This is a genomic window from Streptomyces sp. NPDC025651 (assembly GCF_055558735.1).
The window spans coordinates 120,222-134,770 of sequence record NZ_JBVHLZ010000014.1 but is presented as its reverse complement, the minus strand read 5'-3'; the positions used below and the strand labels follow the sequence as shown (position 1 = coordinate 134,770).

9 protein-coding genes are annotated in these 14,549 nt (G+C 70.9%); 6 read left to right on the top strand and 3 right to left on the bottom strand.

What is annotated here, in order from left to right; translation table 11 throughout:
- The first annotated feature begins 49 nt into the window (after window positions 1-49).
- The gene (gene hflX / locus ACZ4D5_RS37385; RefSeq protein ID WP_467776926.1) at window positions 50-1,540 is read left to right on the top strand and encodes a GTPase HflX; all 1,491 of its coding nucleotides are present in this window, start codon (window positions 50-52) and stop codon (window positions 1,538-1,540) included.
- Window positions 1,541-1,611: 71 nt separating this feature from the next.
- Here hflX and ACZ4D5_RS37380 read toward each other — a convergent pair whose 3' ends face one another.
- A complete protein-coding gene (locus tag ACZ4D5_RS37380; RefSeq protein ID WP_467776925.1) occupies window positions 1,612-2,823 on the bottom strand; it encodes a trypsin-like serine peptidase in 1,212 nt (403 codons plus the stop codon).
- 231 nt (window positions 2,824-3,054) lie between these two features.
- Entirely contained in the window at window positions 3,055-4,293 is a 1,239-nt protein-coding gene (locus tag ACZ4D5_RS37375) for a trypsin-like serine peptidase (protein ID WP_467776924.1), read from the bottom strand.
- Between the two features lie 533 nt (window positions 4,294-4,826).
- Here ACZ4D5_RS37375 and ACZ4D5_RS37370 point away from each other — a divergent pair.
- The 5 genes from ACZ4D5_RS37370 (at window position 4,827) to ACZ4D5_RS37350 (ending at window position 13,588) form a co-directional block, all read left to right on the top strand.
- Window positions 4,827-6,437 carry a diaminobutyrate--2-oxoglutarate transaminase family protein gene (locus tag ACZ4D5_RS37370; RefSeq protein WP_467776923.1) on the top strand — a complete coding sequence of 537 codons (1,611 nt, stop codon included), beginning with the start codon at window positions 4,827-4,829 and terminating at the stop codon, window positions 6,435-6,437.
- A gap of 231 nt (window positions 6,438-6,668) precedes the next feature.
- Complete coding sequence (locus ACZ4D5_RS37365) at window positions 6,669-8,867, top strand: IucA/IucC family protein (protein ID WP_467776922.1); 2,199 nt, start codon at window positions 6,669-6,671, stop codon at window positions 8,865-8,867.
- Window positions 8,868-8,912: 45 nt separating this feature from the next.
- A complete protein-coding gene (locus ACZ4D5_RS37360; protein WP_467776921.1) occupies window positions 8,913-9,629 on the top strand; it encodes a GNAT family N-acetyltransferase in 717 nt (238 codons plus the stop codon).
- A gap of 58 nt (window positions 9,630-9,687) precedes the next feature.
- Window positions 9,688-11,580: an IucA/IucC family protein gene (locus ACZ4D5_RS37355; protein WP_467776920.1), complete on the top strand. Its 1,893-nt coding sequence runs from the start codon at window positions 9,688-9,690 to the stop codon at window positions 11,578-11,580.
- Between the two features lie 40 nt (window positions 11,581-11,620).
- Window positions 11,621-13,588, top strand: a complete 1,968-nt coding sequence (locus ACZ4D5_RS37350; protein WP_467776919.1) for an ATP-dependent DNA helicase — start codon at window positions 11,621-11,623, stop codon at window positions 13,586-13,588.
- Between the two features lie 137 nt (window positions 13,589-13,725).
- Here the strand turns inward: ACZ4D5_RS37350 and lexA are convergent, their stop codons facing one another.
- Window positions 13,726-14,511, bottom strand: coding sequence for a transcriptional repressor LexA (gene lexA, locus ACZ4D5_RS37345; protein WP_030778599.1), 786 nt, complete (start codon window positions 14,509-14,511; stop codon window positions 13,726-13,728).
- Between the last annotated feature and the right edge of the window lie 38 nt (window positions 14,512-14,549).

The following is a 14,549-nucleotide window of genomic DNA, read 5'->3' as shown; positions in this document are numbered from 1 at the left end:
GATCCCGCATCCGTCCGCATTCCCATCGACGAATCGACGTAAGGATCCAATGACCTCCTCTTCTTCCCCTTCCCAGGACGCACAGAGCTTCGCGCAGAACTACCCCGAAGGTCTTCGGGCCGATGCCCTGATGGAAGAGGACGTCGCCTGGAGCCACGAGATCGACGGAGACCGGGACGGCGACCAGTTCGACCGCTCCGAGCGCGCGGCCCTGCGCCGCGTCGCGGGACTCTCCACCGAGCTCGAGGACGTCACCGAAGTCGAGTACCGACAGCTCCGCCTGGAGCGCGTGGTGCTCGTCGGCGTATGGACTTCGGGAACGGTTCAGGATGCGGAGAACTCCCTCGCCGAGCTGGCAGCACTCGCCGAGACGGCGGGCGCGCTCGTGCTCGACGGCGTCGTCCAGCGCCGCGACAAGCCGGACCCGGCGACGTACATCGGCTCCGGCAAGGCCCTGGAGCTGCGCGACATCGTGCTCGAGACCGGCGCCGACACCGTCGTCTGCGACGGTGAGCTGAGCCCCGGCCAGCTGATCCACCTCGAAGACGTCGTCAAGGTCAAGGTGGTCGACAGGACCGCCCTGATCCTCGACATCTTCGCCCAGCACGCCAAGTCCCGAGAGGGCAAGGCGCAGGTGGCCCTCGCGCAGATGCAGTACATGCTGCCGAGGCTCCGAGGCTGGGGTCAGTCGCTCTCCCGTCAGATGGGTGGCGGCGGCGGTGGCGGCATGGCCACCCGTGGTCCCGGTGAGACCAAGATCGAGACGGACCGGCGACGGATCCGCGAGAAGATGGCGAAGATGCGCCGGGAGATCGCGGAGATGAAGACGGGCCGCGACATCAAGCGGCAGGAGCGCCGTCGCAACAAGGTGCCTTCGGTCGCCATCGCCGGATACACGAACGCGGGCAAGTCCTCCCTGCTCAACCGCCTCACGGGCGCGGGCGTCCTGGTGGAGAACGCGCTGTTCGCCACCCTCGACCCCACCGTGCGCCGGGCCGAGACGCCGAGCGGCCGGGTCTACACCCTGGCCGACACCGTCGGGTTCGTGCGGCATCTGCCGCACCACCTCGTCGAGGCGTTCCGCTCCACGATGGAGGAGGTCGGCGACTCCGACCTGATCCTGCACGTGGTGGACGGTTCGCACCCGGTGCCGGAGGAGCAGCTGGCCGCCGTGCGCGAGGTGATCCGCGATGTGGGCGCCACCGACGTGCCCGAGATCGTGGTGATCAACAAGGCGGACGCCGCGGACCCGCTGGTCCTGCAGCGCCTCCTGCGCAACGAGAAGCACGCGATCGCGGTCTCCGCGCGCACCGGTGCCGGTGTCGACGAGCTGCTGGCGCTCATCGACACCGAACTGCCGCGGCCCGAGGTCGAGATCGAGGCCCTCGTTCCGTACACGCACGGCCAGCTCATCTCTCGCGCGCATGCCGAGGGCGAGGTGCTCTCCGAGGAGCACACCGCCGAGGGCACCCTGCTCAAGGCGCAGGTGCACGAGGAACTGGCCGCGGAGCTCGCTCCGTACACGCTGGTCAAGCGCTGATCGCACACATGGTGAAGGCCCGCCCCCTCGCGTAGGGGGCGGGCCTTCACCGCGTCATGTGTGCCGTGCGGCTACTGCGAGCCGTACTTCTTGCTCATCATGTCGTAGACCTGCTGGGCGCCGCGGCCCAGCTGCGGTCCCGCCAGCCAGGTGTTGTCGGCCGGACCGATCGAGGTGTTCGACACGAGCTTCGTCTTGTTGCCCGCGACCCGGAACCAGCCGCCGCCGGACGAACCGCCGGTCATCGTGCAGCCGATGCGGTACATCGTCGGCAGGGACGGCGCCAGCGAGAGGCGGCCCGGCTTGTCGACGCACTTGTGCATGATCAGGCCGTTGTACGGCGGGGCGGCCGGGTAGCCCCAGGCGCCCATCGAGCTCACGCTCTGCGCGGCCGGGGTCGAGAAGTCGACGTCGAGCGCGTTGCCGACCGTCTCCTCCAGGGACTTGCCGCCCTGCTCCGGCTTGACGTGCATGACGGCGTAGTCGTACGTCGCACCCGCGCCGCCCGTCGGACCGCCCTCGTTGATCCACTCGTTGGAGGTCGAGACCCAGTCCGCCCAGTACTGGCCGTAGGGGGCGATCTCCTGCGGAGCGGCGTTGCGCAGGTCGGCCTCGGACTTGCCCAGGTCGTTGTACGAGGGCACGAACGCGATGTTGCGGTACCAGCCGCCGTTCTGACCGGCGTGCACGCAGTGGCCCGCGGTCCACACGAGGTTGGACTTGCCCGGGTTGCGCGGGTCCTTCACGACGGTGCCGGAGCAGACCATCGAGCCCTCGGGGGAGTCGAAGAAGATCTTGCCGACGGGGGCCGCGTTCTCGTGGTACGGCGTCTTCTCACGCTTGGCCTGGACGGGCGTCGGCTCGGGGTCGGTCGCGCCCTGGTCTGCGGTCGCGTCCTTCGCGGCGATCGTCTTGTTCGGGTCCTTCGCCTTCTGCATCCGCTCGGGCTTCCAGAGCCCTTCGATGACCGGGTTGGCGAAGTCCTTGGCCTCGCGCAGCCAGTCGTCCTTGTTCCAGTTCTTCCAGGCGCCGCCCTTCCAGTCGTCCAGGTCGATGCCCTTCTCCTTGAGCTTGTCGGCGAGGCCGGCAGGCAGCTTGGAGTCGGAACCGGAATCGGAGCCGTCGGCTCCCTGGGACGCGGCGGCGTCCGGCTTGTCGCTCGCCTTGTCCTCGCTCGGGCCACAGGCCGTGGCGGTGAGCGCCAGGGTCGCTGCGAGCCCGGTGGCGGCGAGTGCGACGCGCCGCGCACGACTGCGCGCGAACGGCGCACGAGTGGAACGCATGGTGCTGTTACCCCCGATAGAACGTGTATTTGCCATGTACGTGTCATGTGTCGGCACGGGAACCCCGTGGGGATCCGCGTTGACACAACACCCCACTATGCCTGTGAGGTTGGGGACGAACGGCGGCGGGGTCGTGAAGGTTTCCGGTGCCCCGCCGCCGTACGTCTTGCCTTCGATCCGCTGTCGTCGGCTCGCTGTCGTCGGCGTGCCGCCGACGGGTCTGGCGCCGGCCTACTGCTGGTCGGCGAACTTCTTGCTGACCGCGCTGTAGATGCCCTTGGCCTCCTTGCCCAGGCGCGGACCGGCCAGCCAGCCTGCCGTCACCGGGCCGATGGAGGTGTTGGACACCAGGGCGGGCTTGCCGTCCTGGCCCTCGGCGACCCAGCCGCCACCGGACGAACCGCCGGTCATCGTGCAGCCGATGCGGTACATCGTCGGGTCGGGCTTGGTCAGCGAGAGACGGCCCGGCTTGTCGGCGCACTGGAACAGCTTCTGGCCGTCGAAGGGCGGCGCGGCCGGGTAGCCGGTCGCCGTCATGGTGTCGATCTTGGGAACCGCGGGGGCGTTGAAGTCCACGGGGAGCGCGGAACCGACCGTCTCCTCCAGCGACTTGCCCTCGCTGCCCTTCTCCGGCTTCACGTGAATGACCGCGAAGTCGTACGGCGCGCCCTTGCCGCCCGTCGGTCCGCCCTGCTCGATCCACTGGTCGGAGGTCTGCGCCCAGTCGCCCCACCAGACGCCGTACGGAGCGACCTCTTCCTTGGGGGCGTTCTGCAGCTCCTCGGCGGACTTTCCGCTGTTGTTGTACGAGGGGACGAAGATCATGTTGCGGTACCAGCCGCCCTTGGCGCCGGCGTGCACGCAGTGGCCCGCGGTCCACACCATGTTGGACTTGCCCGGGTGGGCCGGGTCCTTGACGACGGTCGCGGAGCAGACCATCGAACCCTCGGGGGAGTCGAAGAAGAGCTTGCCCGACTCGGCGGCCTGGTCGTGGTACGGCGCCTTCACGGCGGCCGCGTCCACGGGCTTGGGGGTCGGGTCGGTGACGCCCTGGTCACCGGAGATGTCGTTGTCGTCGACGCCCCGGTCGGGGTTCTTGTCGGCGTCCCGCATCCGGTCCGGGTCCCAGAGGTCCTCGATGATCGGGTTGACGAAGTCGCCGGCCTCGCGCAGCCAGTCGTCCTTGTTCCAGTTCTTCCAGGCGCCGTTCTTCCACTCGTCCAGATCGATCCCGTTGTCCTTGAGCTTGTCCTTCCACTCATCGGGGATCTTGATCTTGTCGTCGCCGCTGTCGCCGTTGCCGGGCTGCGAAGAGGACGAGTCGCCACCGGCGTTGTCCTCGCTGGGGCCACAGGCGGTGGCGGTCAGTACGAGCGCCGCGCCGAGCGCCACAGCGGCCGCCACGGGGGAGGTTCTGGTGCGCGCGCTCCTCCCACTGCGAACGGTGAAGAGCGGACGTATGGGTCGCATGGTGAGAATCCCCCTGGGCCTCGAAATCGTTCCAAAGTGCTGAACATCAGGGTGCGGGGCACCCGTTGCCGCTGGTGCGGCACCCCCTTGCGTCCGTTTGCTCGGATTTGCACGGGGGAGCGGTGTGCCCGTTGCTGGTGAACGGCACCCCACACTATGCCGGTGCCGTTGGGGACGGCCGACGGAAGGGCAACGGTTCCGTCACGGCAAGGATCTTCCGATTACCCGTGATCCTGCGGCGGCCTCGTCGTTGGTACGTACGGGGGACACGCGGCCTGCGTTCATCCCCCCATGCCAACTCGCCCGCGCGATCGGCCACATGGGGCTCTTCGGAGCCGTGTCGGACGGACGCGCTCGTCCCAGCGGGAGGACCGAAAGTCGTGGCCGTGACCGAGCCTGCGCCCTCGGCGGTGTCCGCACCACATTCCGTTACACAGTCCGTACCGCAGCCCTCGCCCCAGTCCGAGCCGCAGCCCTCGTCTCCGGCTCTGCCCCCGTCCCCGCCGCCGTCACAGTCCGCCGCGACGGACTCGGTGACTCACTCGACGAGGCGCACGGCAGGGCACGTCGGGGCGCAACCCTCGGCGCCCACCGCGGCCCAGGAAGGCATCCTGCGCCGCCAGTCGGCGCGGGAGTCGGCAGCACGCACCTATGCGCGAGCACTGCCGATCGTGCCCGTCCGGGCGCGCGGCCTGACCATCGAGGGCGCCGACGGACGCCGCTACCTCGACTGTCTCTCGGGCGCCGGAACCCTCGCCCTCGGCCACAACCACCCCGTGGTCCTCGAAGCGATCAGGAGAGTCCTCGACTCGGGGGCGCCCCTGCACGTCCTCGACCTGGCGACGCCCGTCAAGGACGCCTTCACCACCGAGCTGTTCCGCACGCTGCCGCCCGGCCTCGCGGACAGCGCGCGGATCCAGTTCTGCGGCCCCGCAGGAACGGACGCGGTGGAGGCGGCGCTCAAACTGGTCCGCGCCGCCACCGGGCGCGAGGGCATGCTCGCCTTCACCGGCGCCTACCACGGGATGACCGCCGGGGCGCTCGAAGCATCCGGCGGCGCGACCGATGTACGCGTCGCGCGCCTGCCCTATCCGCAGGACTACCGCTGCCCGTTCGGCCTCGGCGGCACGCGCGGCGCCGAGCTCTCCGCCCGGTGGACCGAGAGCCTGCTCGACGACACCAAGTCGGGCGTACCGGCACCCGCGGGCATGATCCTCGAACCGGTCCAGGGCGAGGGCGGCGTCCTTCCGGCCCCCGACGGCTGGCTCCGCCGGATGCGGGAGATCACCGCCGCACGCGGCATCCCGCTCATCGCGGACGAGGTGCAGACAGGGGTCGGGCGCACCGGAGCCTTCTGGGCCGTCGAGCACAGCGGCGTCGTCCCGGATGTGATGGTGCTCTCCAAGGCGATCGGCGGCAGCCTTCCCCTGGCCGTCGTGGTCTACCGCGACGACCTCGACGTCTGGCCGCCCGGCGCTCACGCGGGCACCTTCCGCGGCAACCAACTCGCCATGGCCGCGGGCGCGGCCACCCTCGCGTACGTCCGTGAGAACGGCCTCGCCGAACGCGCCGCCACCCTCGGCACCCGCATGCTCACCCAGCTCCGCTCCCTGGCGGCGGAGTACCCGTGCATCGGAGAGGTGCGGGGGCGGGGGCTGATGATCGGGGTGGAGCTGGTGGATCCCGGGGTGGGGCCGGGGTCGGGGCCGGGACAGGGCGTGGGCTCGGGGCCGGGTGCGGCCCCAAGGTCTGGTCCGGGCATGGATTCGGAGCCGGGTGCGGATTCGGGGCTGGTTGCGGCCCCAGGACCCGGCGCGGATCCGGGGCTGGGCGCGGATTCGGCGCCGGCTGCGGATTCGGATTCGGGGCGGGGTGCAGGTTCGGCACAGGCGCCGCCCGAACCGCTCGCCGGAGCCGAGGACGGCCTCCCCTTCAGCGCCCGGCCCCGCCCACCGGCACCGGAACTCGCCGCCGCCGTGCAGCGCGAGTGCCTGCGCCGCGGCCTGATCGTCGAGTTGGGCGGACGCCACTCCAGCGTCGTACGACTCCTTCCTCCCCTGACCATCACCGATGAACAGGCGGCCGCGGTCCTCGACCGCCTCGCCGACGCGCTGGCCACCGCGGCGCGCACCCACCACGGATAGCCGAGACGGACCCGGGCCGCGCCCGGCGGTGACGACCCGCCGGGCACGTCCGGGCCCCGTCCTCATACGGAGCCCGAACAACCTCACAAGGAAGCCCTCTTGAACGCCACCCCCGCATCCGAAGGCCGCCCCCACCCCCACGCCTCAGGCGCGTGCGGCACGCATACGTCACTGGTGGCGGAGTCCGGTACGGTCCCCCGGCAGAAGGGGGGCGGCCAGGAGGCCGAGCGCTTGCGCGGCCCGTCCACCGACCTGCTGGAGCACCCCGACCCGCACACCGCCGCCCAGGCGGCCGCCGTCGAGAACCTGCTGCGCTGCTGGGTCAGGGAGAACAACCTCCCCGCACCGGACCGCGGCGCCCTGCGCATCCCGCTCGAAGCCAGCGGAACGGCCCTGCTCGTCCCCGTGCACTACTGGTCGGCCACCGGCTGGCACCGCTTCGGCCTGCCCTACCTGGCGGACGGCCCGACGAGCGCGCCCCCTGTCGACGCGGTCACCGTCGCCGCCCTCCTCGGCCGCGAGACCGCCCGCCGCAGCGCGGACCCTTCGGCGGACGCCCAGGGCGATGCGGAGGCTGAAGCCGGCACGGACACCCCGAGTGGTACAGGCGACGCAGACCGTGCAGGCTGTGCGGACGACGCAGGCTTTGCGGGCGATGCAGATCATGCGAGCGGCGCAGGCCTTGCGGGCGATGCGGGCGATACGGGCGACTCAAAGGCCTTGGAGGGCTCGGCCGGCGAAGGTCGATCGGCCGGACGGAGTGGCTCGGCCGACGCAGGTGGCCCGGCCGGACGAGGCAGCGTGATCAACCCGGCGGCATCGACTGCCCCAGCCGATTCCACGGACCGAGTCGACGCACGCGACTCACGCGCCGCACACCACTCACGCGAGTCACCCGACACGCACGGCTCCCACGACCTGGCCGCCCCGGCCGACTTGGCTGCCCCGGCCGACGCCGCCCCCCTCAACCCCGTCGACGGCGCCGACCTGGTCGGCCGGGTCGCCGACTCGGTCCGCCGCACGGCCGAGTTCATCGCCGACCGCCGCAACAGGCCCGACGACAGCCCCGACCTCTTCCTCGCAGCCGAACAGTCCCTGCTCCTCGGCCACCCTCTGCACCCGACGCCCAAGAGCCGCGAGGGCTTGTCCGACACCGAATCGCGCCTCTACTCACCGGAGTTGCGCGGCGCCTTCGCGCTGCACTGGCTGGCCGTCGACCGCTCCGTGCTCGCCGCGGACTCGGCCTGGACCGAGCGCGGCCGCACCGTCCCGGCCGAGCAGCTCACCGCCCGCCTCGCCGGCCCGGAACTGGAGCTTCCCGACAGCCGTGTGGCCCTGCCCGTGCACCCGTGGCAGATCCGGGAACTCAGGCACCGCCCCGCCGCCGCCGACCTCCTCGACGCCGGACTGCTCCAGGACCTCGGCCCCCATGGCGCCCCCTGGCACCCCACCTCCTCCGTGCGCACCCTCTACCGCTCCGGCGCGGCCGCCATGCTCAAGCTCTCGCTCGGCCTGCGCATCACCAACTCCCGTCGTGAGAACCTCCGCAAGGAACTGCACCGCGGCGTCGAGGTCCACCGGCTGCTGCGCAGCGGCCTCGCCAAGGAGTGGCAGTCGGCCCACCCCGGCTTCGACGTGGTCCGCGACCCCGCCTGGCTCGCCGTCACCGGCCCCGACGGAGCACCCGTCCCCGGGCTCGACGTCATGATCCGGCACAACCCCTTCGGCCCCGGCGACGACGCGACCTGCATCGCCGGACTCGTCTCGCCCAGGCCCTCGACGCTGCCCGGATGCCAGGACCGCCGCTCGATGCGCTCCCGCCTCGGTGAGACCGTCACCCGGCTCGCCGGACGAACGGGCCGTCCCCGAGGGGCCGTTGCCACCGAGTGGTTCCTGCGCTACCTCGAGACCGTCGTCCGCCCCGTGCTGTGGCTGGACAGCGAGGCGGGCGTCGCCCTGGAGGCGCACCAGCAGAACACGCTCCTCCTGCTCGACCCCGACGGCTGGCCCGTGGGCGGCCGCTACCGCGACAACCAGGGCTACTACTTCCGCGAGTCCCGACGTGCCGAACTCGAGCGACGGCTCCCCGGCATCGGGCAGGACAGCGACACCTTCGTCTCCGACGAGGTGACGGACGAGCGGTTCGCCTACTACCTCGGCATCAACAACGTCCTCGGTCTCATCGGAGCCCTCGGCGCCGAACGGCTCGCGGACGAACGGCTGTTGCTCGCCGCCTTCCGCCGCTTCCTCGGCGACATCGCCTCCGGCCCCGACCGGCTGCGCACCCCACTGCCCGCGACGCTGCTCGATTCGCCCGTGCTGCGCTGCAAAGCCAACCTGCTGACCCGGCTGCACGGACTCGACGAGCTCGTCGGCCCGGTCGACACCCAGTCCGTCTACGTCACCATCGCCAACCCCCTCCATTCCTGAGGAACATGCCCCACCTCTTGAGACTCTTCTGACAGGAGCGACGCCGTGCCTCCCACCGATGCGAGCACCGACGCCGGGACCGAATCCGTCACCGCCGGCGCCGACGGCACAGACACCCTCGACCTGCGCCTGCCCGACGAGCTCGTCGCCCTGCTGGCCGAGGGCGACGGGCGAGAGGCCGCGGTGGGGGACGACCTCCTGGACGGCGTCGGGGACTGGGGGCCGGTCACCACCGCGTCCGGTGTCTTCCAGCTCGTGCCCGTACGCCTCGAACGCGACCTCCCTCTGATCAGCCGATGGATGAACGACCCCGCTGTGGCGGCCTTCTGGGAACTGGCGGGACCCGAGGCCGTCACGGAGGAGCACCTGCGCCCCCAGCTCGACGGGGACGGGCGCAGCGTCCCCTGTCTGGGCGTGCTGGAGGGCATGCCGATGAGCTACTGGGAGATCTACCGTGCGGACCTCGACCCGCTGGCCCGCCACTACCCCTCGCGTCCGCACGACACCGGAATCCACCTCCTCATCGGCGGTGTCGCCAACCGAGGCCGAGGCCTGGGCACTTCGCTGCTCAGAGCCGTCGCCGACCTGGTCCTCGACCACCGTCCCGCATGCGCACGCGTCGTAGCAGAACCCGACCTGCGCAACACCCCCTCCGTCTCCGCATTCCTGAGCGCCGGCTTCCGCTTCTCGGCCGAAGTGGAGCTGCCCGACAAACGCGCGGCGCTCATGATCCGTGATCGGGCCCTGCGCGCCGTGCTCTGACCCGATCACTTTTGGTACACCGCTCGACCCGATCCGGTTCCCTCCCTGAGGAGTTCCCGTGCCGAATCCGTCCGCCAGCCAGATCTCCCGCCCCACCGCCGAGCTGTACGACCCGCCCGAGCTGACCCAGGACAGATGGCAAGAGGCCGGACGCCGTCTCCTCGCCAAGATGATCGGCGAGTTCGCGTACGAGGAGATCATCCGGCCCGTGCCGGCAGCGGAAGGGGCGACGGACACGTACCGTCTCCACCTCGAATCGGCGGACCCTCAGACGCCCACGCCCACGCCCACGTCCACTCCCACCTCCCCGACAGGGGCCCCGAGCACCTACCTCACCTTTCGGGCACGCCGCGGCTCGTACGGCAGTTGGCACGTGGACCCGGCCGGCCTGTCGCTCACCAAGGGCGACGGACCGTCCCTCCCCTTCAGCGATCCCCTGCGCTTCCTCGTCCTCGCCCGCAGGACCCTGGGCCTGGACGGTGCCACGCTCGGCCACCTCATCCGCGAGCTGACCGTCACGCTCAGCGCCGACGCCCGCATCGACCACACAGCGCTCACGGCCGCCCAACTCGCCGATCTGGGCTACGCGGAACTCGAAGGACACCAGACCGGCCACCCCTGGCTCGTCCTCAACAAAGGACGCATCGGCTTCTCCGCCAGCGACACCGACCAGTGGGCTCCCGAAGCGCGCCGCTCCACGACGCTTCCGTGGATCGCCGTCCGCACCGACCTCGCCGCGTACCGAGGTGTCTCGGGGCTGGACACCGCGCAGCAGCTCTACGACCGCGAGCTCTCCGCCGACATGCAGCAGTCCTTCGCGGACTTACTGCGAGCGCGCGGATGCGACCCGCAGAAGTACCTCTACCTTCCGGTGCACCCATGGCAGTGGGACGACGTCGTGCTGCCACTCTTCGCCCCGTCCGTCGCCACGGATGCCATCGTTCCGCTCTGCAGCGACGGCGATCAGCGCCTTCCCCAGCAGTCCATCCGTACCTTCCTCAACATGTCCCGCCCCGACCGGCACACCGTGAAGCTGCCGCTGTCGGTCCTCAACACGCTGGTGTGGCGGGGCCTCCCCACAGGACGCACGGTCGCGGCGCCCGCCGTCACGGCCTGGATGCACGCCCTGCGCGACGCGGACCCCTTCCTCCGTGACGAGTGCGGGGTGATCCTCCTGGGCGAGGTGGCTTCGGTGGCCGTGGAGCACCCGGAGTACGACGGCCTGCCCGAAGTCCCGTACCAGTACAGGGAACTGCTCGGTGCCATCTGGCGCGAGCCGATCACCCGGTACCTCGCGCCGGGGGAGCGTGCCCGCACCCTCGCCTCGCTGCTGCACACCGATCCCAACGGCCGGGCCTTCGTCGCCGAGCTCGTGGAGCGCTCCGGGCTGGCTCCCGCCGTCTGGTTGCGCCGGCTCTTCGCCGCCCTGCTGCCCCCGCTGTTGCAGTTCCTGTACCGCTACGGCACGGTGTTCTCCCCTCACGGGGAGAACGCGATCGTCGTCTTCGACGACAAGGACGTGCCCGTCCGGCTCGCGGTGAAGGACTTCGTGGACGACGTCAACGTGAGCGCCGTGCCGCTGCCGGAGCACGACTCGATGCCGGCCGACGTGCGCGACGTACTGCTCACCGAGTCCCCCGCGTTCCTCACCCAGTTCATCCACTCCGGCCTCTTCGTAGGCGTCTTCCGCTACCTCGCGCCCCTGTGCCGGGAACAACTGGGCGTGCGTGAAGCCGACTTCTGGACCTTCCTGCGGGCCGAGATCCTCCGGCACCAGGCGCGCGCTCCGGAGCTGAAGGACCGGTACGAGATGTTCGACCTGCTCACACCCCGTATCGAGCGGCTGTGCCTGAACCGGAACCGCCTCCACCTCGACGGGTACCGCGACCGCCCCCAGCGTCCGCACGCCGCCGTGCACGGAACCGTGCCCAACCCTCTCCATCAGCCTTGATCGGCGGATTGTCAGTGGGGCACCGTAGGGTGGTCGCGCTATGACGAAGCCCTCCCTCCCCGAGCTCCTGCACGCCGCCGTCACCGCTGTCGGCGGCACGGAACGCCCTGGCCAGGTGTCCATGGCCGAGTCCGTCGCCGAGGCGATCGACGACAACTCCCACCTCCTGGTCCAGGCCGGTACCGGCACGGGTAAATCCCTCGGCTATCTGGTCCCGGCCCTGGCGCACGGTGAGCGTGTGGTGGTCGCGACGGCCACCCTCGCCCTGCAGCGCCAGCTCGTGGAGCGGGACCTGCCGCGCACGGTGGACGCGCTGCACCCGCTGCTCCGCCGCCCCCAGTTCGCCATGCTCAAGGGCCGCTCGAACTACCTGTGTCTGCACCGCCTCCACGAGGGCGTGCCGCAGGACGAGGAGGAGGGCCTCTTCGACCAGTTCGAGGCGGCCGCCCCCACGAGCAAGCTGGGGCAGGACCTCCTGCGGATGCGGGACTGGGCGGACGAGACCGAGACGGGGGACCGTGACGACCTCACCCCGGGTGTCTCCGACCGCGCCTGGGCGCAGGTGTCCGTCTCTTCCAGGGAGTGCCTGGGCGCTTCGAAGTGTGCGTACGGGGCGGAGTGCTTCGCCGAGGCGGCCCGTGAGCGCGCCAAGCTCTCCGAGGTCGTCGTCACGAACCACGCGCTGCTCGCGATCGACGCCATCGAGGGCGCTCCCGTCCTGCCGCAGCACGAGGTGCTGATCGTGGACGAGGCCCATGAGCTCGTCTCCCGTGTCACCGGCGTGGCCACCGGAGAGCTCACCCCGGGGCAGGTCAACCGCGCCGTGCGCCGCGCGGCCAAGCTCGTCAACGAAAAGGCGGCCGACCAGCTGCAGACGGCCTCCGAGGGCTTCGAGCGGCTGATGGAGCTGGCCCTGCCCGGCCGCCTGGAGGAGATCCCCGAAGACCTCGGGTACGCCCTGATGGCTCTGCGTGACGCGGCGCGCACGGTGATCACGGCGCTCGGCTCCACCCGGGACAAGTCGGTCCAGGACGAGGACGCGGTCCGCAAGCAGGCGCTCGCCTCCGTGGAGTCCATCCACGACGTGGCGGAGCGCATCACGAACGGCTCCGAGTACGACGTCGTCTGGTACGAGCGCCACGAGCGCTTCGGGGCCTCCCTGCGCGTGGCCCCCATGTCCGTGTCCGGGCTGCTCCGGGAGAAGCTCTTCGCCGACCGTTCGGTGATCCTCACCTCCGCGACGCTCAAGCTCGGCGGCGACTTCAACGGGGTCGGGGCCTCGCTCGGCCTGGCCCCGGAGGGCACGGAATCCGAGGACGCCCCGGTCTGGAAGGGCCTCGACGTCGGCTCCCCGTTCGACTACGGCAAGCAGGGCATCCTCTACGTCGCCAAGCACCTGGCCCGTCCGGGCCGTGAGGGCACCCGCAGCGACATGCTCGATGAGCTGGCCGAGCTGATCGAGGCGGCCGGCGGTCGCACGCTCGGGCTGTTCTCCTCCATGCGTGCGGCTCAGAGTGCCGCGGAGGAGCTGCGGGAGCGTCTGGACGTGCCGATCCTCCTGCAGGGTGAGGAGACCCTGGGCGAGCTGATCAAGGGCTTCGCGGCGGACTCGAAGACGTGTCTCTTCGGGACCCTCTCCCTGTGGCAGGGCGTCGACGTGCCGGGGCCCAGCTGCCAGTTGGTGATCATGGACAAGATCCCGTTCCCGCGCCCCGACGACCCACTGATGAGCGCCCGCCAGAAGGCGGTCGACGACGCCGGGGGCAACGGCTTCATGGCCGTCGCGGCCACGCACGCCGCCCTGCTGATGGCGCAGGGCGCGGGCCGCCTCGTCCGTGCCTCGGGGGACCGGGGAGTGGTCGCCGTACTGGACCCCCGTCTGGCCACCGCGCGCTACGGCAGCTACCTGAAGGCTTCTCTGCCCGACTTCTGGTACACGACGGACCGCAATCAGGTCCGCCGCTCGCTGGCCGCGATCGACGCCGCGGCGAAGGCCGAAGAGGCGTAGCGCTCGGCGCCGTGGGGGTCCGAAGGGTCCTGCCACAGCGCCGAGCACCTCGGCTGCCCCGGCGTGAGCGCCCCCAGGACGCAGCAGGGCCCCGGAACCGGCGCAGTTGGTCCCGGGGCCCGGTCAGGGGCGGAGTCTCACACCCGCCGCAGCACCGCCACGACCTTGCCGAGGATCGTCGCCTCGTCGCCGGGGATCGGCTGGTACGCGGAGTTGTGCGGGAGGAGCCAGACGTGCCCGTCCTCGCGCTTGAAGCGCTTCACCGTCGCCTCGCCGTCCAGCATGGCGGCCACGATGTCGCCGTTCTCCGCGACGGGCTGGCGACGCACCGTGACCCAGTCGCCGTCACAGATCGCGGCTTCGATCATGGAGTCGCCGACGACCTTCAGGACGAAGAGCTCACCGTCGCCCACGAGCTGCCGGGGGAGGGGGAACACGTCCTCGACGGACTCCTCGGCGAGGATCGGTCCACCGGCCGCGATGCGGCCGACGAGCGGCACGTACGAAGCGGCGGGCTTGCCGGTGGTGTCCGTGGGCTGGCTGCTCGGCTGGTCCGAGCCGCGCACCTCGTACGCGCGCGGGCGGTGGGGGTCGCGGCGCAGGAAGCCCTTGCGCTCCAGAGCCATCAGCTGATGGGCGACCGAGGAGGTGCTGGAGAGTCCGACCGCCTGACCGATCTCCCGCATCGACGGCGGGTAGCCGCGCCGCTGCACGGAGTCCCTGATGACCTCGATCACCCGGCGTTGCCGATCGGTGAGCCCCGAGCTGTCGGCGCGGATGCCTGGAGGTCGGCCCGGCAGGGAGCGAGTGGGCTTGGGCCCCTCCTGGTTCGTGGCTGCGTCATTCATGGCATGCACCGGCTCGAGTCGGCTCTGGGAGCGGTCCTGGGCAGTGATGGTGGCGCTGTCTGCGGTGGTGGTCACGTCGGTCGGCCCCTCTCGAGATGTTCTCTCCCTAGCTA